We start from the raw sequence: 23,025 nt of genomic DNA on the forward strand, positions 1-23,025 counted from the left end.
GCGATCCAGTCATAAATGTTAGTAGTACGAATAGAATGGGAATCCTCATACTATACGCTTAAAAAAGTATTAACGCTATGAGGCAGTTTCTATATCAAGTGACAACTGGGTTACTAACTTGCGGAGTTTTACTGCCTGTGAATGCTCAAGTAATATCTGATTTTACTACCAACACTATAGTCAATCAAAGCGGCAATGATTTTACTATTATCAATGGTATTGAAAAGGGTAATAATTTATTTCACAGTTTTAGTAATTTCTCAGTGACTACAGGTGGTTCGGCAAAATTTGATTTAACTAATACACCAAATATTACAACTATATTTAGCCGAGTTACAGGTAGTAATGTTTCTCAGATTGATGGGTTAATTAAAACAGTAAATAGTAATAATGCCGTAAGTCTATTTTTAATGAATCCCAATGGCATTGTATTTGGTAAAAATGCGGCTTTGAATATTGGCGGGTCATTTGTGGGGACAACAGCCAATAGTATTAAGTTTGCTGATGGGGTAGAGTTTAGTGCTGTGAATGCTTCTAGCCCACCTTTGTTAACAATGAGGGTACCTGTAGGTTTACAGATGGGACAAAATCCTGGTAGCATCACAGTCCAGGGAAATCAAAACCAGTTGACAGATAGTACTGGCTTTGGTACAGCTAACGCGAGCAAAAGTCCCCCCGGATTACAAGTTGGAGAAAATCATACACTGGCCTTGATTGGTAGTGGTATAAACTTCTACGGTGGTGTTGCTTCCACCAAGAGTAGCGGACATCTAGAAATTGGTAGTGTAAGCACTGGGCTAGTTGGACTGAATGCCACTCCTACGGGTTGGGTGCCAGATTACTCCACGGTGTTGAAATTAGACGATGTTCATCTGGCAGAAGAATCCCTGCTGAATGCTACTGGTTACAATGGCTCAATCCAAATCCAAGGACAAAACATCAGCTTAACTGAGGGTTCTGCTGTTTTGCTCCAAAACTTAGGAATACAAGAGTCTGGGGGAATTACGGTTAAGGCCACAGGTTCCCTCAACTTGATGGGGAACACAGCCAATGGTGAATTGGGAAGTTTGATCCAAATCAATAATTTCGCTACAGGTAAAGTAGGAGATATTTCTATCTCAGCTGCCCAGCTATCCCTCCAGGATGGAGCAAGAATTGTCACTAGAACCCGGACTCAAACAAACGCTGGAAACATTATCACGAATGTGGGTAGCACAACCGATATCAGAGGCTTTAACATTGCTAATCCAGCCCTTTATACAGGGATTGTCACATTTTCATTAAATAGCGGCAATGCAGGAAACATAACTGTATCCACGGATAATCTCAGGATTCTGGATTCTGGTGCAATTAGTTCTGTGGCTGTTAGCTCTGGAGAGACTGGCAAAATACAAGTTAATGCAGCAAATCTCATCGAAATTGCGGGTTACAATCCTCTGGCATTTTCTGAAAGTTCGCTATCTACTTTTACTCAGGGTTCTGGTAATGCTAATAGCACAATCATCAACACATCTAAATTAGTGATTCAAGGCGGTGCATCTCTGGGGTCTTCTACTTTAGCAACAGGTTCAGCAGGTAGTGTGGAAATTAAAGCTTCAGAGTCCATATATGTTGAGGGTCGTGCTACTCAGGGTAATGCTGCGGGGACAGTCTCTCGCGTCTTTTCTAACGCTGAGATTCTCAGCCCAGCTATTCAAGCTGCATTTGAACTACCAGCCATTCCTACAGGCAATTCAGGTTCTTTAACAATTAACACACCATTATTAAGCCTCATAGATGGAGGAGTTGTGAGCGTCACAAATGATGGGCCTGGTAAAGGCGGAGATGTACGAATTAATGCCAACTCGATTTTTCTAGATCATCAAGGTAGCATCAGCGCATCAACTGCTTCTGGTAATGGCGGAGATGTCAGATTAGACTTGCAAGATTATTTATTGATGCGTCACAATAGTGCCATTTCAGCTACTGCTGTGGGTAATGGGAATGGTGGTAATTTGTCAATTAGCTCACCTATAATTGTTGGTTTAGAAAACAGCGACATCATTGCCAATGCAGTTCAAGGTCATGGTGGCAATATTAACATCAAAACTCAAGGTATTTTTGGTCTTCAATATCGTCTTCAACTAACAATAGAAAACGACATCACAGCCAGTTCCCAATTTGGTGTTAACGGTACAGTTGATATTAACAATTTTGGTGTTGACCCCAATTCTGGTTTAGTGCAATTACCTGCAAATATCACTGACCCATCACAGCAAATTGCTAGTGGCTGTTCTGCAAATACTGGTAGTAGTTTTGTCGCCACAGGAAGGGGTGGAATACCACAAAATCCCATGCAAGAAGTGGGAAGCGATCGCACTTGGTCAGACATCCGTGATATCTCTGCATTCCAGCAAAATGGCGCAATTACGGCACAAATTCCCCAATCAAGAGAGGTTATTGTCCAAGCTACATCTTGGCATCGTAACGCTCAAGGCAAAATTGAGTTAGTTGCAAGTCAATCTTCTATTGAAAAACAACAACCATTAACCTGTGCGGCGATTCCCTTGAGCAAACTATAACAGATTGCATCCTGGATAAGGCAAGTTATAAACTATGTTATTTTGGGAACTCTAATTAAAGTTAGAGTCAAAGATAATTTTAGGCATGAGAGCGATCGCTTGTGTATCTACACTGATAATTGGGTTATGTAATGCGGCAATTTGCAAAAGTGCGATACTCCTTTGGAGTGGCTGCGCCAACGCTCAGGTAACATCTGACGCTACCACCAACACCATTGTCACCCCTTCAGGCAATCATTTTACAATTACTGATGGTACTGCTAAAGGTAATAATTTATTTCATAGTTTCAGTAATTTCTCAGTCCCTACAGATGGTTCAGCAACTTTTAATTTAGTCAATACGCCAAATATTACTAATATATTCAGTCGGGTTACAGGTGGGAGTATTTCTAATATTGATGGATTAATTAAAACTCTCAACAATCATCATCCAGTTAGTTTGTTTTTAATCAACCCCAATGGAATTGTATTTGGTCAAAATGCCAGTTTAAATATTAGCGGCTCATTTGTTGGGACTACTGCTAATAGCATCAAATTTGCTGATGGAGTTGAATTTAGTGCTGTAAATCCTGGCGCTAAACCATTATTAACAATGACTGTACCTATTGGTTTGCAGATGGGACAGAATCCCGCATCGATACAAGTCCAAGGTACAGGACATAACCTAGATACTCTCAGTAGTTTTTCGCCTGTAATTCGCAATCCTAGCTCCACAAAATTACAAGTACAGTCAGGAAAAACCTTAGCATTGGTGGGTGGAAATATCAGTTTGGATGGTGCAACGCTGAGTGCCCAAACAGGTCAAATAGAATTAGGAAGTTTGGGAGGTGCAGGATTAGTTAGTTTAGTACCGATTACTCAGGGTTATAAATTAGAGTACGAGCAGGGACAAAGTTTTGCAGATATTCAACTGGCGCAAAAGTCACTATTAGATGTGAGTGGGTTTAACTCCGGTTCAGTTCAACTCCAAGGAAGAAATATAGACTTTACTGATGGTTCGTTGATTTTATCGCAGAATTACGGCGTTCTTCCCAGTGGAAATATTAACTTACAAGCATCAGATGCGATCGCAATTATTGGTACCACACCCGATGCTAAAGTTCGTAGTTGGATTCGTGGAGAAGCTTTGGGAACGGGAGACAGTGCAAATATCAGTATTATTACTCCCCGCTTGACACTCCAAGAAGGTTCCGCAATCAGTACTCTCAGTTTTGGAACTGCTAAGGGTGGTAACATCCAGATTCAAGCAGCAGATATGGAGGTATCAGATTTTTCACCCCTGAATCCCATTGGAGTTACAGTTATTAGCACTAGCACGCATGGAAAAGGAGCGGCTGGAGATATCGTGGTTAATGGGAATAATTTATTACTCTCTGGGGGAGCCTCTATATCATCGGTGACATTTGGTAGTGGCTCCACTGGTCAGGTAATGATTCGCAATCACAATACTACCGTTATGGGTGAAAATCCTTTTGGACTGTCTAGCAACATTGGTATTACTACATTTTCAGATGGAAATGCCAAAGATTTAAGATTAGATACTGAGAAATTGCAGATATTAAATGGTGGAGTAATTGGTTCATCTGCATTATTTGTAGGTAATGGTGGCAATGTCCAAATCAATGCTAGTGAGGCGATCGCCATTAGTGGTCGTGGTAGTAGTAATAACAGTAATATTGGCTCTTTTGTTTTGCGTTACAGTCCGCAAATACGTCAATTCTTTGGTTTGCCAGATATACTCACAGCAAATGCAGGTAATGTGAGTATTACTACACCCAAACTCACTCTCACAGATGGGGGAACAGTAACAGTTACTAGTCAAGGTACTGGAAATGCAGGAAATCTGCAAATTATTAGCGATCAGATCCAATTGAAAAATCAAGCTTTAATTCAAGCGCAAACAGAATCAGGTAATGGTGGTGATATCAGCTTGCAAGTCAGAGATTTGCTGTTAATGCGCGATCAAAGCCAAATTACCTCCACGGCACAAGGTAATGGTAACGGGGGAAATATTACTATTAATTCACCGATTATTTTTGGGTGGGAAAACAGCGATATCGTTGCTAATGCCGTTCAAGGCAAAGGTGGCAATATTAATATTAATACTCAGGGTATTTTCGGTTTAGAATATCGTTCGCAACTAACACCAGAAAATGATATCAGCGCCAGTTCGCAATTTGGGGTGAATGGTACAGTTAACGTTCATAATATTGGTGTCGATCCCAATTCTGCCTTAGTGGAACTACCAGCAAATGTCAGCGATCCATCCCAACAAATAGCCGCAGGATGTGCAGATACTAGTGGTAGTAGTTTTGTCGCTATCGGAAGGGGTGGTGTACCGCAAAATCCGACCCAGGAAGTGAGGAGCGATCGCACTTGGTCTGATATGCGCGACATCTCTGCATATAGAAAAACGGCTGAGGTAATTACTCAAATACCTACATCCCCAGCAGTTCTCATCCAAGCTAATTCCTGGCATCGTAACACCCAAGGCAAAATTGAGCTAGTAGCAGCTAAATCTCCCACTCCCGGACAACAACCATTAACCTGTGCGGCGATTCCCAAGACTTAATTTGTGTTGGAGTTAATTGCAGATAAATATTGTCTTAGTTTTAAACAAGTATTAAACCGTATTAATACTATTTAAAGCGTAATTAAAAGCTAAATAAATCCTTTGATATTGTTTACTGTTAGGATTTATCCGATTTCGGGAAATCTAAATTGTGTCAGATCAAAGGAGTATTTAAGACATGAGGGCAATTAAGTTTCTCGCAGCATTCACCACAGGATTACTGACTGCGGGGATGGTATTACCTGCAATGTCTCAGATTTCATCTGATGCCAGCACTAACACAATTGTTAACTCTAATGGTAATAATTTTCAGATTATTAACGGAATTGAACAAGGGAATAACTTATTTCATAGCTTTAATAATTTCTCAATACCTACGGGTGGTTCAGCAACTTTTGATTTAGTGAATACACCAAATATTACAAACATATTTAGTCGAGTTACAGGTAATACTATTTCTAGTATTGATGGGTTAATTAGCACAGTTCATGGCAATAACCCAGTTAGTTTATTTTTAATGAATCCCAATGGTATTTTATTTGGGACAAATGCCAAGTTGAATATTAGCGGCTCATTTATAGGGACAACGGCGAATAGTCTTAAATTTGCAGATGGTACAGAATTTAGTGCTGTGAATTTAACTGAGAAGCCATTATTAACGATGAGTGTACCGATAGGCTTGCAGTTTGGTCAAAACTCAGGAAAAATTGCCTTACAAGGAACTGGACATCATCTCACCTCTCAAAATCCACTGATTACACCCTATGTTCCTACAGTATTGGAGAGTAATTTAGCAGTGAGATCGGGACAGACATTAGCACTTTTGGGTTCTTCTATTGACCTGAATGGTGGGATTTTACTCGCTCCTGAGGGACGAGTTGAACTTGGTGGTGTAGCTGAAGGTGAAGTTCAACTCAATAGAGTCAATCAAGGATTTAACCTGGATTATCAAAACATTTCTAGATTTGGTGATATTAATCTTACAGAGCGATCGCTAGTGAATGTCAATGGTATAAATGCGGGTTCTATTCAAGTACAAGGTCGCACTGTTAGCCTCACAGATGGCTCTGTATTATGGGTGCAAAACCGAGGAGTCCAAAAAGCTGGAGATATTAATGTTTTCACCTCTGATGGTCTGAAATTGTCTGGTGCGACTACTGACTTGAAAATCCGTACCAGTATAATCAACGAAACTGTCAGCAGTGGTATGAGTGGTAATATTAGCGTTGTTACACCAAATTTAAGCGTTAACAACGGTGCGGTAGTTGGTAACCGTAATTATAAATCTGCCGATAGTGGTTATATCAACATCACAACCTCTAATTTAAATGTCAATGGTTACATTTCTACCGACCCTTCAGCCTACGCAGCAATCGGAACACTCACATCCTCTACCGGAAAAGCTGGTGATGTGAATGTCACAACACAAAATTTATCTGTGTTCGACGGTGCTTATCTCGGTTCTACAACCTTTGGGCTGGGTACGAGTGGTGCAGTTACAATTGATGCCGATAGCGTGAATGTCATTGGCGCAACTCCCATAAGTATTGCTAGCGTCATTGCTAATACGACTATTGGTCATGGTGGTAATGCTGGGAAACTGACATTAAATACTCGCACACTCACAATCAAGGACAGTGGTAGTGTCACAACTGCGAGTCTTGGGGTAGGTAATGCCGGTGATTTGACTGTTAATGCGACGGAATCGATTAATCTAAGTGGTCGATCGCCAAGTATTACCTATGGTAGTAATATTTCCTCAACTGTTAGCTTTTTGAGCGCTGATTATTACACCAAATTATTAAATTTGAGCGAAATTCCTAGAGGTTCTTCGGGACAGGTAACTGTCAATACTCCTATCCTCAAAATTAGCGATGAAGCCAGAATTAATACTGGTAACTATGGGATTGGGAATGCAGGCGCACTGAACATCAATGCGGAAATGGTGGACTTAAATAAGGGCTTTTTAGCGAGTTTTACAGCTTCAGGACAAGGTGGTGATATGAATATCCACACAAACGCCCTGATTCTTCGAGATCAGAGTTTGATTATCGGAACTGCTTTAGGTTCAGGAGATGGCGGCAATATTATGATTAATTCCCCAGTTATTGTCGGATTTAACAACAGTGACATTATGGCTAACGCGGTCACAGGTCGCGGTGGTAATATTCAAATTACAACACAAGGTATCTTTGGACTAAAGTTTCGCCCCCAACTGACTCCAGAAAATGACATTACAGCCAGTTCTCAATTTGGTGTTAACGGTACAGTACAAATCAATCATGTTGGTGTTGACCCCAATTCTGGTTTAGTAGAACTACCTGCAAATATTACTGACCCGTCACAGCAAATTGCTACAGGATGTGCAGATACTAGTGGTAGTAGTTTTGTCGCCACGGGAAAGGGTGGTGTACCACAAAATCCAATGCAAGAAGTGAGGAGCGATCGCACTTGGACTGATACCCGCGATATCTCTGCATTTTGGAAAACAGCGCCAGTACAAGCACAAATCCCCCAATCGCCAGAGGTTCTTGTCCAAGCCACTGCTTGGCGACGTAATGCCCAAGGGAAAATTGAGTTAGTTGCAGATAAATCTTCTGTTCAAATGCAACCAACATTAACCTGTGCTGCGGTTCCCAGATAATATATAAGAGTCAAGACCACGCTGTAGGGGCACGGCATCAGTAAAATTATGGGAGCATCCCAATTTTGACGCAATACCCTAGAAGGGTATTGCTATACCAACAAAGCCTGCCTTCGCAGGCTAAGGGACATACAATTTTTTAAATACCCAATAAATTTGTAGTGCGAGCATCTTGCTCGCTTTGGAACATCAGCGAGCAAGATGCTCGCACTACGGAATATGGGTAATTTATTTTTTGTAAGTCCCTAAAAGTTTGATAGCCTGCCAAGGCAGGCTTCGTATTTCTAGCCCCACCCTTATAGGGTGAGGGCGTTTTTGCACATTTGGGATGCTCCCAAAATTATTGTATGTACCAAAAGATTGTCGGTGTCGTGCCCCTACGATAGATGCAGGGCTGATTCATTCCCTAAAAGGCTTGAAAATGCAAGGCTTCAGGAGATGAAAAATAAGCAAGGCATTCAATATTAGGTATCAAAATGGTCATCGATTTATGACTTTTGCCTTGATATTTATCGCCAATCATATTGACAAAATACATACCATTACGAATGAAACAGCCCTGCTACGATAGATGTGGTTCAAATAGGTGAAAACTGCTGTAACTTGTGCAGCGATTACCCCAAATAAACTATCATAGATCGCATCTTGTATTAATACTCTTTAAAACACAATTAAAAGCTAAAAAAATCTTTTGATGTCGTTAGGATTTATCCGATTTTGGGAAATCTAAATTGTGTCACATCAAGGGAGTATTCAAGACATGAGGGCAATTAAATTTCTCGCAGCATTCACCACAGGATTATTGACTGCGGGGATGGTATTACCTGCAATGTCTCAGGTGATTTCTGATGGTACAACCAACACTGTTGTCAAGTCAGATAATAATAATTTCACTATTATTAATGGCATAGAAAAAGGTAATAATTTATTTCATAGTTTCAGTAACTTCTCAGTTCCTAGTGCTGGTTCAGCAACTTTTGATTTAGTCAATACACCAAATATTACCAACATCTTTAGTCGGGTAACTGGGGGGAACATCTCCGAAATTAATGGATTAATTAGCACAATTAATAGCAATAATTCCGTAAATTTGTTTTTAATGAACCCAGCAGGAATTGTCTTTGGTAAAGATGCAGTATTGAATATTAGCGGTTCATTTATCGGGACTACGGCTAATAGTATTAAGTTTAGCGATAGCAGCGAATTTAGTGCTATAAATCCCACAACATCAGCATTATTAACTATTAGTGTACCCATTGGTTTACAGATGGGTAGTTCAGCTGCTATTGAGATGCAAGGTAAAGGCAATGATGGCATTGTACCGACTAATAACTTAGGAATAGTTGCCAGCCCCGGAAAAACCATTGCTTTAGTTGGTGGCGATATAAAATTTACAGGTGGTGTGATAACTGCACCTTTCGGTCGAATAGAAATAGGTGCAGTCACCAGTGGGACAGTGAATCTAATACCCTCACCTATGGGATGGCAGTTAGGTTATAGCCAAGTTACAGATTTTGGCAATATTCAATTTACAGAGCGTTCTTCACTTTGGAATCCCTATCCTGTGGGCAATCCCTTTGGGGGTATTCAAGTAGTAGGCAGAGATATTCGCCTCGACCAATCGCAAATAGCAGCAGCAACAGCAGGCACAGGGCATGGTAGTAATATTACGGTAAATGCAGAGCGATCGCTTTCTTTGGGTGGGGTAAATCCTAATGCTTTTGCTCCCAGTGCTTGGATTGTCAATCAGGTAGCGCAAGGAGCCACAGGAAATGGTGGAGGCGTGAATATTCAAGCTGGGGATATAACTTTACAAGATGGTGCAGCCATTGAAACCCTCAGCCTGGGTGCGGGATCGGCTGGCAAAGTCCAAGTAATAGCAGATACCATTACTGCTAGTGGTACGGTTGCCGTAACATCTCCGTTACTTCTATTTAGTAATAGCAATAGTCGCATTGCTAGTGAAACTTATGCATCGGGAGATGGAGGAAATGTCAGCGCGATCGCTCGCAAACTGATTCTTGCAGATGGTGCAGCAGTGGAAACAGCTGTCTTTCCCGGAGCAACCGGAAAAGGGGGAGATATTTCTGTTCAGGTCGCAGATGAGATTTATGTTACCGGGCTTGCTCCTTTTCATCAAAGTGGTATTGCTGCTTATACATATGGGATTCGTAATAGTGGCAATATCAGCGTTTCTTCAGGGACATTTAATCTGATCGATGGCGGACTAATTATAACTTTTACTTCTCGCTTGCCAGGTTTAGCAGGCACAGGTATTGGTAATGCTGGAGATATGGAGGTAGTAGCACGAAAAAGTATTAATCTAGTCGGAACATCACCAATTTCCCCCATCCAGAGCAGCTTGATTGGCAGTGTGACTACTGGCTCTGGTACTACAGGCAATTTGTCCATCACAACACCGATCCTATCGATGCAAGACGGCGCTTCTTTGGGAGCTACTGCCTTACCTATGCTTGGTAGTATGGGAGATCCCAACCAAGGCAATAATCTAGGGAACAATGGCAACATCACTTTAAATATAAGCGATCGCTTAATCGTCAGTGGAATTAATCCTTTTACTGGTGACAGCACCCTCTTAGGCAGTTTCACTGGTGGAAATAGCAATACTGGGGATGTAACAATCCAAACGAATCAATTACTTGTGCTTGATGGCGGGTTAATTGGCAACACAACTTTTGGAGTCGGTAATGCAGGAACTTTAACTATCCAGGCACATGACATTCTGATAGATAGTAAAAATAATTTAGCTGGTGGGATTGTAGCTAACGCCCGTATTATGAATGAAAGTCAACGCCAATTGTATGGTCTCCCAAATTCTCCCACAGGCAACACAGGTGTTTTGAACATCGATACCGATCGGCTAACTCTTCGCAATAGAGGTATTATTAGCGTCACTCATCAAGGCATTGGCAATGCAGGAGAGTTAAATATCCAAGCCAATCAAATCTCTTTAAATGCTGGAGAAATCAGTGCTACCACGGCATCAGGAAAAGGTGGCAACATTAATCTAGCAGTAAAAAATACACTCTTGAGCCGTCATGGCAGTAAAATTAATGCCGAAGCAGGTGGTATAGGCAATGGTGGAAACATCAACATTTCTTCTCCTGTGATTGTCGCTGCCGAAAATAGCGATATTATTGCCAATGCTGTTAATGGTAATGGCGGTAACATTAACATTACCACTCAAGGTATTTTTGGCTTAAAATATAGCCCCCAACTGACAAATGAAAGTGATATTACTGCTAGTTCGCAATTTGGTATTAACGGTACTGTAGATATTAATAATTTTGGTATTGACCCCAACTCTGGTTTAGTGCAATTACCTGCGAATATTACTGACTCATCACAGCAAATTGCTACAGGTTGTTCTCAGACAAATACTAGTAGTTTTGTCGCCACTGGCAGAGGTGGAATACCAGAAAATCCGATGCAGGAAGTGAGGAGCGATCGCACTTGGGCTGATATCCGCAATATCTCTGCATATAGAAAAACGGCTGAGGTAATTACTCAAATACCTACATCCCCAGCAGTTCTTATCCAAGCTACTTCTTGGCATCGTAACGCCCAAGGTAAAATTGAGCTAGTAGCAGCTAAATCTTCTACTCAAATGCAACAACCATTAACCTGTGCGGCGATTCCCAAGAATTAATTTGTGTTTGAGTTAATTGCAGATAATACCAATTGAAAAAAAGAATGCGACAGATTGTAGGGGCACTGGCACTGCCATGCCCTCTAGAATATTTTGATGTGTCGCAAATATTATTTAAATTGGTATAAATATTGTCTCAGTTTCCAACAAGTATTAATACGTATTAATGCTATTCAAAGCGTAATTAAAAGCTAAATAAATCCTTTGAGATTGTTGATTGTTAAGATTTATCCGATTTTGGGAAATCTAAATTGTGTCACATCAAGGGAGTATTCAAGACATGAGGGCAATTAAATTTCTCGCAGCATTCACCACAGGATTATTGACTGCGGGGATGGTATTACCTGCAATGTCTCAGGTGAGTTCTGATGGTACAACCAACACTGTTGTCAACTCAAATGGTAATAATTTCACTATTATTAATGGCATAGAAAAAGGTAATAATTTATTTCATAGTTTCAGTAACTTCTCAGTCCCTACAGGTGGTTCAGCAATTTTCGATTTAGTAAATACACCCAATATTACCAATATCTTTAGTCGGGTAACTGGCGGAAACATCTCCGAAATTAATGGATTAATTAGGACAATTAATGGCAATAATTCTGTAAATTTATTGCTCATTAACCCAGCAGGAATTATTTTTGGTAAAGATGCCATATTGAATATTAGTGGCTCATTTGTCGGGACTACTGCTAATAGTCTTAAGTTTAGCGATGGCAGCGAATTTAGTGCCGTAAATTCTTCAACAACACCATTATTAACTATCAGTGTACCCATTGGTTTGCAGATGGGTAGTGCAGCCAGTTCAATTCAGGTACAGGGTAAAGGTAATGATGGCATTGTCCCGACGAATAACTTGGGGATAGTCGCCAGTCCTGGAAAGACAATTGCCTTAGTGGGTGGCGATATCAAATTTACAGGTGGTGTAATAACTGCACCTTTTGGTCGAATAGAAATAGGTGCCGTCAACAGTGGGACAGTAAATTTAATCACCACACCTATTGGATGGCAGTTAGGTTATAACCAAGTTGCAGATTTTGGCAATATTCAATTTACAGAGCGTTCTTCACTTTGGAATCCCTATCCTGTGGGCAATCCCTTTGGGGGTATTCAAGTAGTAGGCAGAGATATTCGCCTCGACCAATCGCAAATAGCAGCAGCAACAGCAGGCACAGGGCATGGTAGTAATATTACTGTAAATGCAGAGCGATCGCTCTCTTTGGGTGGCGTAAATCCCTATGCTTTTGCTCCCAGTGCTTGGATTGTCAATCAGGTAGCGCAAGGAGCCACAGGAAACGGTGGAAGTGTGAATATTCAAGCGGGACAATTGACTTTGCAGGATGGTGCAGCCATTGAAACCCTGAGTTTGGGTGCAGGAGCCGCAGGCCAAGTCAATGTAATCGCAGATACCATTACAGCTAAGGGTGCTGTGGCGCTAAAATCGCCCTTAGCTCCATCTGGTAGCAGCAGTAGCCGCATTGCTAGCCAAACTTTCGCATCAGGTAATGGAGGAGATGTCAGTGTAGTTGCTCGCAAACTCACTCTCGAAGATAGTGGTTTAATCGGAACAATTGTTTTTCCTGGAGCTACCGGAAAAGGGGGAGATATTTCTGTTGATGTCGCTGATGAGATTTATGCTACTGGGGTCAGTCCCATTAGTTTAACCTTCAGTGGCATTGCTGCATATACATTTGGCATTGGTAATAGTGGTCATATCAACATCAACACAGAGAAATTAAATCTCACAGAAGGGGGAGCAATTGTTACCTTTGTTGTTCGCTTGAAAGGAATACCAGGTACAGGGATTGGCAATGCAGGCGATGTTTCAGTAATAGCACGGCAAGGTATTAATTTGGTAGGTACATCACCAGTTGTACCTACTCAACTTACCTTTCTTGGTAGTTCTACAACTGGCTCTGGCAATGGCGGCGATGTGTCAGTTATAACGCCTATTCTTTCACTGCAAGCCGGAGCAGGTTTAGCAACCACCACTGTGCCTGTGATTGGCAACTTTGGCGATCCCAAGCAGTCCAATAATTTGGGAAATAGTGGCAATATCACCGTGAATGTTGCAGAGCGTTTAACAGTCACTGGCATCAATAAGTTTACATTAGCTACTAGTTTCTTAGGAAGCGGTAACTATGGCAATGGCAAAACTGGGGATGTCAAGCTGCAAACTAATCAATTGTTCGTTCAAAATGGTGGAGCAATTGCTAACGGTACTGCTGCTACTGGTGATGCTGGAAATTTAACCATTCAGGCAAATAACATTCTGGTAGAAGGTAAGAATAACCGTCCCTCGGTGATTGGTGCTAGCGCACCCATATTTAATGAAACCACCCGAAGATTTTATAATCTACCAGATGTGCCGACAGGCAACACAGGTGTGTTGAACATCAATACTCAACAGCTAACGGTTCGCGATGGTGGTAGTATTAGTGTTACCCATGAAGGTACAGGTAACGCTGGACAATTAAATATCACAGCCAATAGTATATTTTTGGAACGTGGGAATATTAATGCTACCACTGCATCAGGAAAAGGTGGTAATACCAGCTTATTTCTAACAGATGCTCTGGTAATTCGTCATGGAAGTAAAATTAGCACCGAAGCCCGCAGCAGTGGTAATGGTGGCAATATCACTATCAATACACCAGTAATTATCGGTTTAGAAAACAGCGATATCATTGCTAATGCCTTTGACGGTAATGGCGGTAATATTCAAATTAGTACCCAAGGTATATTTGGCTTAAAATATAGCAGCCAACTGACAAACGAAAGTGATATTACTGCTAGTTCGCAATTTGGTGTAAATGGTACAGTAGATATTCAAAATTTTGGTGTTGACCCGAATTCTGGTTTAATTGAACTACCCTTAAATATCGCTGATTCATCCCAACAAATTGCTACGGGTTGTACTGGTAATAGTGCCAGTAGTTTTGTGGCAACAGGAAAGGGTGGAATACCGCAAAATCCGATGCAAGAAATGAGGAGCGATCGCACTTGGGCTGATATCCGCAATATCTCGATATTCAGGAACAGTGAGGAAGTCATAACCCAAATCTCCCAATCGCCAAAAGTTCTCATCCAAGCTACATCTTGGCATCGTAACGCCCAAGGCAAAATTGAGCTAGTCGCAGCGAAATCTTCGACTCCAGTGCAATCAGCATTAACCTGTGCGGCGATTCCCAAGAGTTAATTTGCTTGGAGAAAGAAAATATAATCAGCGATGTCTAGCGACAAGATGCGGAGCGTCTACGCACTTGGTTTGGCATCTGATACCGCTTCACTTTAAAAATGATACACATAGGCAAGCAGAGGGGCAGAGGAAGCAGAGGAAGTGATTTGTATCAGTAATTTCGTGAATTGGTATGAATACTCCATGCACAATTGAGTGAATTATATATAAATATCATGTTATTTTAAAACAAATATTAACTCGTATAAACGCTATTCATAGCGTAATATAAAAGCCAAATAAATGCTTTGACATTGTTAGGATTTCTCCGATTTTGGGAAATCTAAATTGTGTCATATCAAGGGAGTATTCAAGACATGAGGGCAATTAAATTTCTCGCAGCATTCACCACAGGATTATTGACTGCGGGGATGGTATTACCTGCAATGTCTCAGGTGATTTCTGATGGTACAATCAACACTATTGTCAACTCAAATGGTAATAATTTCACTATTATTAATGGCATAGAAAAAGGTAATAATTTATTTCATAGTTTCAGTAACTTCTCAGTTCCTAGTGCTGGTTCAGCAATCTTTGATTTAGTCAATACACCCAATATTACCAACATATTTAGTCGAGTTACTGGGGGAAAGATTTCGGAAATAAATGGATTAATTAGGACAATCAATGGCAATAATTCTGTAAATTTATTGCTCATTAACCCAGCAGGAATTGTTTTTGGTAAAGATGCAGTCTTGAATATTAGCGGCTCATTTGTTGGGACAACTGCTAATAGTATTAAGTTTAGCGATGGTAGTGAATTTAGTGCAGTAAATTCTGCAACAACACCATTATTAACTATCAGTGTACCCATTGGGTTGCAGATGGGTAGTTCAGCTGCTATTGAGATCCAAGGTAAAGGTAATGATGGCATTGTCCCGACAAATAACTTGGGGATAGTGGCAAATCCAGGAAAAACCATTGCTTTAGTAGGGGGAGACATCAAATTTACAGGTGGTGTGATAACTGCACCTTTCGGTCGAATCGAAATAGGTGCTGTCAAAAGTGGGACAGTGAATTTAACACCCACACTCACAGGATGGCAGTTAGGTTATAACCAAGTCACAGATTTTGGCGATATTCAATTTACAGAGCGTTCTTCACTTTGGAATCCCTATCCTGTGGGCAATCCCTTTGGCGGTATTCAAGTAGTAGGCAGAGATATTCGCCTCGAGCAATCGCAAATAGCCGCAGCAACAGCAGGCACAGGACAGGGTAGTAATATTACGGTAAATGCAGAGCGATCGCTTTCTTTGGGTGGCGTAAATCCCTATGCTTTTGCTCCCAGTGCTTGGATTGTCAATCAAGTAGCGCCAGGGGCTACAGGCAACGGCGGCAGCGTGAATATTCAAGCTGGGGATATAACTTTACAAGATGGCGCAGCGATTGAAACCCTTAGCCTGGGTGCAGGGGCAGCAGGTCAAGTGCAAGTAATAGCAGATACCATTACTGCTAAGGGTGCCGTGGCGCTGAAATCGCCCTTAGCTCCATCTGGTAGCAGCAATAGCCGCATTGCTAGTCAAACTTTCGCATCGGGAAATGGCGGAGATGTCAGTGTAGTTGCTCGCAAACTCACTCTCGAAGATAGTGGTTTAATCGGAACAATTGTTTTTCCTGGAGCTACTGGGCAAAGTGGAAATGTTACTGTTGATATTGCCGAGCAGATTGACGCCAATGGGGTTAACCCTATCAGTTTGCTTTCTAGTGGTATAAGTACTTACACATTTGGTATTGGCAATAGTGGCAATGTCAAAGTGTCTACAGGAATATTAAATCTCATCGATGGCGGAGGGATTTTTACCTTTGCTAGTCGTTTAGCAGGAATACCAGGAACCGGTTTTGGCAATAGCGGAGATGTTACGGTAGTTGCAGAACAAAGTATTAATATAGTAGGTGCATCGCCAGTTTCACCTGCACAACTCAGTTTTATTGGTACTTCTACTACTGGCTCTGGGAATAGTGGCAATGTGTCGCTAACTACACCTATGCTGTCAATGCAAGCCGGAGCCTCTTTGGCAACAAGTTCTGTATCTGTAATTGGCAGTTTTGGCGATCCGAGTCAATCTAATAATTTAGGAAATGCTGGCAATATCAGTGTAAATGTTGGAGAAAATTTAACTATCAGTGGTATCAATCCTTTTACAAAGGCTTCCACTCTTTTAGGAAGCTTAACTTATGGCAATGGTAAAGCTGGTGATGTCACCCTCCAAACTAATCAATTGCGGGTACTTGATGCTGGTGCTGTTGGTAACGTTACTGGTGGTACTGGCGATACTGGAGCTTTGACAATCCAAGCCAATGACATTCTGGTAGAAGGTAAGAATATCCACACTTCAGCAATTGCTACCGGCGCACCCATCCCACTAGAGAGCGCCCGCCAATTTTATAATTTACCAGATGCACCCACAGGTAACATAGGTGTGTTAAACATCAATACCCAGCAGCTAACGGTTCGTGATGGTGGTAGGGTGAGTGTCACCTATGAAGGAACAGGTAACGCCGGACAGTTAAATATTCAAGCCGATCGCGTATTTTTAGATAATGGCAATATTATTGCTACTACTGCATCAGGAAAAGGTGGTGATATCAGTTTAGCGATCGCCAATAGTCTTTTGAGCCGTCATGGCAGTAAAATTAATGCCGAAGCAGGTGGTATAGGCAATGGTGGAAACATTAATATCTCTTCTCCTTTGATTGTCGCTGCCGAAAATAGCGATATTATTGCCAATGCTGTTAATGGTAATGGCGGTAACATTAACATTACCACTCAAGGTATATTCGGGTTAAAATATAGCCCCCAACTGACAAACGAAAGTGATATTACTGCTAGTTCGCAATTTGGCGTCAACGGTACTGTAGATATTCATAATTTTGGTGTTGATCCTAACTCTGGTTTAGTAAAATTGCCCGCGAATGTTACCGATTCATCACAGCAAATTGCTACTGGTTGTTCTCAGATGAGTGGTAGCAGTTTTGTAGCTACAGGTAGGGGAGGCTTACCAAATAATCCTATACAAGAAATCAGGAGCGATCGCACTTGGGCTGATATCCGCAATATCTCGATATTCAGGAACAGCGAGGAAATTAAAACCCAAATCCCCCAATCACCAAAAGTTCTCATCCAAGCTACATCTTGGCATCGTAACGCCCAAGGTAAAATTGAATTAGTGGCAGCTAAATCTTCAGAAATTGGACAACAAGCATTAACTTGTGCTGTCCTTTCTAGATAATTTTTTAACTAAAATTTAAGTCAATAAATATAATTTAAGGTCTACTCCCACATCCAAAATTGATTCACCAATTCCCATTTACGCATACCTCTACTGACAGCAAATTGCAAGTTGGTGAAGTACAGATAATCGTTGATTGTAGGGGCATTGGCACTGCCATGCCCCAAAGCGCTTAATGCTTTTGTTCAAAACCAGCACATTAAGGGAACAATATATTTTGATATAAAAGGAAATATATAGTGATGCAAATGGTGTTTTCTACTAGGGGTTTAGCAAATCGCATTTTACCAGTTTCTATCCTACTACCATTAGGAATTATTCTCTTGAGCAACAGCTACGCCAATTATTTGGATTACCAGATATAATCGCAGGGAATACAGGTAAGCTTACCGTCAATACTTCTCAATTACAAATTAAAGACGGAGCCATTGTTGGTGTCGATCATCAAGGTATTGGTGATGCAGGAAAACTAGAAATTAATGCCAATTCCATCCGAATAGATAATGGTGGTAGCTTAACTGCGGCTACTAAGCAGGGTGAAGGCGGTAATATTTTTGTGCAGACAAATAATTTGCTCATGCGGCGCGGTAGTTCCATTGTGACTAATGCTGGTGGTGTTGGTAATGGAGGTAACATCACTATTAATTCACCAGTAATTTTGGGTTGGGAAAACAGCGATATTGTTGCCAATGCAGTCACAGGTAATGGGGGTAATATTCAAATCGCTACCCAAGGGATTTTTGGACTAAAGTATCGTCAAGAACTAACAAGCGAAAACGATATCACTGCTAGTTCTCAATTTGGTGTGAACGGGACAGTAGATATTAATAATTTTGGTGTCGATCCTAACTCTGGTTTAGTACAATTGCCCGTTAATATCACTGATTCATCACAGCAAATTGCTACTGGTTGTTCTGAGATGTCTGGTAGCAGTTTTGTAGCTACCGGTAGGGGTGGCTTACCAAATAATCCTACACAAGAATTGAGGAGCGATCGCACTTGGTTTGATATCCGCAATATCTCTGCATTCAGGAAAAGTGGGGAAATCACAGGACAAATACCCCCATCAAGAGAGGTAATTATCCAAGCTACTTCCTGGCATCGTAACAGCAAAGGAAAAATTGAGCTAGTAGCAAATCAATCTCCTGCTGTCCAGTATCCATTAACCTGTGCAGGAATTGCCCAAAAATAAGCGCCAGATAGAGGTAACACCATACCTTATATCTTGCACCCAAGTATTTACAGCAGATTGCCAGTTGGTGAGGTACAGATTATCGTTGATTGTAGGGGCACTGGCACTGCCATGCCCCAAAGCGCGTACCTCATTTGGGAGTCGTGTAAAAATAAGTTGAACAATTTAATATTTGTAGTGTGGGCAGCGTTCGACTGAGCGCTCACGCCGAAGTCTTGCCCGCGCGAGCAAGATGCTCGCACTACTTATTTTTACTTAATGCCTTACCTGAATTATGCTATCCCCTCAGGAAATCTGAAGCGGAATCTCAATCAGAAATTCAGTTCCCTCTCCTAATGTAGAAATACAATTGAGTTGTCCTTGATGCTTTTCGACAATAATTTGATAACTGATAGATAATCCTAAGCCAGTACCTTGACCAACTGGTTTAGTAGTAAAGAATGGATCGAATATATGTTTGAGAGTGTCTGAATTCATCCCAGATCCATTATCTTTGATACTAACTACAACTTTACTGTCTTCTAAAACTGAAGTTTTAATGTGAATAGTTGGCGGATGAGTAGCAGATTGCCAATATTCTTGCTTATCCTTCAAGGCGTAAATTGCATTATTAATAATATTCATAAATACCTGATTCAATTGATTGACATAACAACCAACTTTCGGTAAATTCACATATTGCTTAATTATCTGAATATCAGGTAAATTATTTGGCATTTTTAACTGATGATTGAGAATCATTAATGTATTATCTATGCCTTCATGAATATCTACAGACTTCATGGTTGCTTCATCTAATCTTGAGAAGTTTCTCAAGCCTAATACAATCTCTGTAATCCGTTCGCTACCTACTTTCATTGATGTCATTAATTTAGGTAGATCTTTACATAAATAATCCAAGTCAATAGCTTTGATTTTGGCAGCGATGGTGGGATTGATTTGCGGATATTGCTGTTGATAAACTGCAATTAAATCTAATAAATCTTCAATATATTGATTCGCATATTCAAGATTACCCGCAATAAAACTAATAGGATTGTTGATTTCATGCGCAACTCCTGCAACCATTTGTCCAAGGCTGGACATTTTTTCACTATGCACTAGTTGAGCTTGAGCTTTTTTTAAGTCAAGTAAAGTCTTTTGTAATTCAGCCGTGCGTTCTTCAACTTTTTTCTCTAATTCATTATTAGCATTTTGCAAAGCTGCTGCGGCTCTAGCAGTTTCTGTAGCAATACTAGCAATATGAGTAGCTGTTTTGAGAATTTCTAGATGATGAACTGTCGGATTGCAGGGAAATTTATGAGATATCGCAAATGTTCCTAAAACCTCACCAGTTTGTGATGTAAAAGGTGATGACCAACAGGCTCTAATATTGTAACTCAAAGCAAAATCTCGAAAATCAGCCCATAAAGGATCGTTAGCAATGTCATTCACAAATACTGGATTTCCTCTATAAGCTGCAGTTCCACAAGAACCAGCACATTCACCAATCATCAAACCATCAACACCTTTAGCAAAATCTTGTGGTAGAGTCGGTGCTGCTCCTCCCCGCAGGCATCGATTTTCTTTATCTACAACTAAAATTGAACAATAAGCTCCAGGTAATTGCTGCTCTAGTAAAATACACAAGTTATTAAAAATTTCATATAAGTTAACTCCAAAGGCAACTTGTTCTAAAACTTGGCTTTGGGTATATACTAATGCTTCAGAAAACTTGCGTTCAATTGCTGTTGCTAACACATGGGTGACAGACTGTAAAAAATGAATATCTTCTGGAGAAAAATCCTTTTCTTGAGTAGCATATACTTCTAAAAAACCTAAGGGTTTACTTGCTCCAGGAATGAGTACGCTCAACCCAGCAATACTATTTGGTGGAGCGGGAATATTTAAATCATCTATCTGAGCATAGGATGTTTTTAAGTTAATAACTGGTTGAGTATTATCTAATAATTTTTGTACTTGCTGATTTGTGCTGACATTAATTTCAACCGATTCTGATGTGACAGAATCTTCCCCAACACTAGCTACTTTACGCAAAGAATTGCTATCTGACATTACTTGCCAAATTCTACTGTATTGGATATTGAGTATTTGCGATACTAAAGTCACTGTATCTTGGAACAAAGACAACAAGTCAATTCCTGATAGTGCTTTTTGTCCTAATGCATTCACTGCAGCTTGATAGCTGAAATTGATTGGCCGATAATTATTTGAATGATTTTCCGGGTTAAATGTCTGTAAATTCAAGTTCATAAATAAAATTTTTCAATTTTGGGTTTTGTTTTTACTTAAAAAGAAGTATACATCAATATATTTCTTTTAAAATTGAAAATAATAAAATATTTGTTGATTTAAAATAAAGTTATTAAGTAAATATTTACCTAAATATACTAATTCAATTTACTTGGGAAAATTTACTTACGTAGTTATATAGCAGCTAGGAATGAAGCCTAGTAAAATTGTTCGTAGATTTATTAACGATAGGACTAATACCAATTCAAGATTCAAAATTCAAAATTAAGACTGTATCTGGATATCTGACTTTGAATATGTTGCTGAATTTTAGACAATTGGGATAAAGTCATGATTTTGATAAATTTTTAGGCTAATTTTCAACAAATATTAATTTATCCTATTGAGATTATGACTAATAATTGAATTGGATACTTCTCAAAAATACTTATTCGCTGACTAGGGGTAATTCAAGAGTAAAACAACTACCTTTACCGACTTCACTATTAACTAAAATATTGCCACCATATTGTTCGACTATTTTTTTTACTAAAACTAGCCCTAAACCTGTGCCTTCATATTGGCGATTTAAACCGTTATCTAATTGTATAAAAGGTTGAAAAATTTTATTGATGTCTTGCGGGGCTATACCAATGCCACTATCACTTACAGATATTCTCCACCAATCTTGATGATTTTGTGTAGTTGCAATCTGCTGAAAATTTGATTCATAGTTGATTGGGTATAATGTAGAAACAGCAGAAATTTTTAAATTTACTCTACCACCATTAGCAGTAAATTTGACTGCATTACTTAATAAATTGATAATTGATTGAGATATGCGTCGTCTATCGAGGGTAATTTTCGGTAAATTAGGTTGAATTTCCGTAATTAATTGTATATTTTTATGTGCAGCTTGTTGACTAATTATCGGCAGAACATCACTACAGAGTTCCTCAACGGTAAATGATGAGATATGCAGATCTATTGTATCAGTCTCAATTCTGGATACATCTAAAATATTGTCGATTAAAGATAATAGATGTTGTCCGCTACTGTCTATTGTTGATAGCGCTGATTTTTGCCGACTATTAATAGTACCAAATATTTCGTCACTTAACCCTTCCGTCATACCCAAGATAGCATTGAGAGGAGTACGCAACTCGTGACTCATCATTGAGAGAAAATTGCTTTTTGCTTGATTGGCAATTTCTGCATTTTCTTTGGCTTTAACTAATTCTGCAGTCCGTTCTTGAACAAGTTTTTCCAAATCCAGTTGTAGCGTATACAAAGAAACATGAGTTTTGACTCTTGCTAATACTTCCTGTTCTTGAAAGGGTTTGCTAATGTAATCAACTGCGCCTAACTCTAAGGCACGTATTTTAGTACTAGTATCAGTTAAGGCAGTCATAAAGATGATGGGAATTTTTTTAGTGTTCGGATTGGTTTTTAGCCTGCGACAAGTTTCAAAGCCATCAATTCCTGGCATCATCACATCGAGAAGAATTAAATAGGGATGGGCATATTCTGCTTGTTCAATAGCTGATTCTCCATCTGTCGCCATTAGTGTTTTCCAGCCGCATCCCTGAATGATTTCCGATAACAACTTGAGGTTATTGGGATTATCATCAACTAAAAGAATATGTTTTGCTAAACTGAAACCGTCTTCTAGCATTGTGAATGCCT

8 protein-coding genes and 1 pseudogene are annotated in these 23,025 nt (G+C 40.1%); 7 read left to right on the top strand and 2 right to left on the bottom strand.

What is annotated here, in order from left to right; genetic code table 11:
* Nucleotides 1-77 precede the first annotated feature (77 nt).
* The 7 genes and pseudogenes from AACW45_RS27980 to AACW45_RS28015 all read left to right on the top strand — a co-directional run.
* The gene (locus AACW45_RS27980) at nt 78-2,561 is read left to right on the top strand and encodes a two-partner secretion domain-containing protein (RefSeq protein ID WP_190629382.1); all 2,484 of its coding nucleotides are present in this window, start codon (nt 78-80) and stop codon (nt 2,559-2,561) included.
* A gap of 85 nt (nt 2,562-2,646) precedes the next feature.
* Entirely contained in the window at nt 2,647-5,133 is a 2,487-nt protein-coding gene (locus AACW45_RS27985; protein ID WP_190629384.1) for a beta strand repeat-containing protein, read from the top strand.
* Nucleotides 5,134-5,311: 178 nt separating this feature from the next.
* The gene (locus AACW45_RS27990; RefSeq protein WP_190629386.1) at nt 5,312-7,777 is read left to right on the top strand and encodes a two-partner secretion domain-containing protein; all 2,466 of its coding nucleotides are present in this window, start codon (nt 5,312-5,314) and stop codon (nt 7,775-7,777) included.
* Nucleotides 7,778-8,537: 760 nt separating this feature from the next.
* Nucleotides 8,538-11,447 (top strand): two-partner secretion domain-containing protein, encoded by a 2,910-nt coding sequence (locus tag AACW45_RS27995; RefSeq protein ID WP_190629388.1) that lies wholly within the window; start codon nt 8,538-8,540, stop codon nt 11,445-11,447.
* A 280-nt stretch (nt 11,448-11,727) separates the two neighbouring features.
* Complete coding sequence (locus tag AACW45_RS28000; RefSeq protein ID WP_190629390.1) at nt 11,728-14,646, top strand: two-partner secretion domain-containing protein; 2,919 nt, start codon at nt 11,728-11,730, stop codon at nt 14,644-14,646.
* 356 nt (nt 14,647-15,002) lie between these two features.
* Nucleotides 15,003-17,915 carry a two-partner secretion domain-containing protein gene (locus AACW45_RS28005; RefSeq protein ID WP_190629392.1) on the top strand — a complete coding sequence of 971 codons (2,913 nt, stop codon included), beginning with the start codon at nt 15,003-15,005 and terminating at the stop codon, nt 17,913-17,915.
* Between the two features lie 331 nt (nt 17,916-18,246).
* A pseudogene (locus AACW45_RS28015) lies at nt 18,247-19,107 on the top strand (filamentous hemagglutinin); the annotation flags it as partial.
* 285 nt (nt 19,108-19,392) lie between these two features.
* On the opposite strand, the gene AACW45_RS28020 reads toward AACW45_RS28015, so the two are convergent.
* Complete coding sequence (locus tag AACW45_RS28020; protein WP_190629398.1) at nt 19,393-21,360, bottom strand: GAF domain-containing sensor histidine kinase; 1,968 nt, start codon at nt 21,358-21,360, stop codon at nt 19,393-19,395.
* Between the two features lie 427 nt (nt 21,361-21,787).
* Complete coding sequence (locus AACW45_RS28025; RefSeq protein WP_190629400.1) at nt 21,788-23,014, bottom strand: ATP-binding response regulator; 1,227 nt, start codon at nt 23,012-23,014, stop codon at nt 21,788-21,790.
* Between the last annotated feature and the right edge of the window lie 11 nt (nt 23,015-23,025).

Origin of the sequence: Calothrix sp. FACHB-168 (genome assembly GCF_963889195.1) — a bacterium.
Taxonomy (GTDB): domain Bacteria; phylum Cyanobacteriota; class Cyanobacteriia; order Cyanobacteriales; family Nostocaceae; genus Aulosira; species Aulosira anomala_A.

What these genes read in the sequence shown, in the direction of transcription:
- AACW45_RS27995 (WP_190629388.1), top strand. Translation starts at nt 8,538, where the DNA reads ATGAGGGCAATTAAATTTCTCGCAGCATTCACCACAGGATTATTGACT.
- AACW45_RS28000 (WP_190629390.1), top strand. Translation starts at nt 11,728, where the DNA reads ATGAGGGCAATTAAATTTCTCGCAGCATTCACCACAGGATTATTGACT.
- AACW45_RS27990 (WP_190629386.1), top strand. Translation starts at nt 5,312, where the DNA reads ATGAGGGCAATTAAGTTTCTCGCAGCATTCACCACAGGATTACTGACT.
- AACW45_RS28025 (WP_190629400.1), bottom strand. Translation starts at nt 23,014, where the DNA reads ATGCTAGAAGACGGTTTCAGTTTAGCAAAACATATTCTTTTAGTTGAT.
- AACW45_RS28020 (WP_190629398.1), bottom strand. Translation starts at nt 21,360, where the DNA reads ATGAACTTGAATTTACAGACATTTAACCCGGAAAATCATTCAAATAAT.
- AACW45_RS28005 (WP_190629392.1), top strand. Translation starts at nt 15,003, where the DNA reads ATGAGGGCAATTAAATTTCTCGCAGCATTCACCACAGGATTATTGACT.
- AACW45_RS27980 (WP_190629382.1), top strand. Translation starts at nt 78, where the DNA reads ATGAGGCAGTTTCTATATCAAGTGACAACTGGGTTACTAACTTGCGGA.
- AACW45_RS27985 (WP_190629384.1), top strand. Translation starts at nt 2,647, where the DNA reads ATGAGAGCGATCGCTTGTGTATCTACACTGATAATTGGGTTATGTAAT.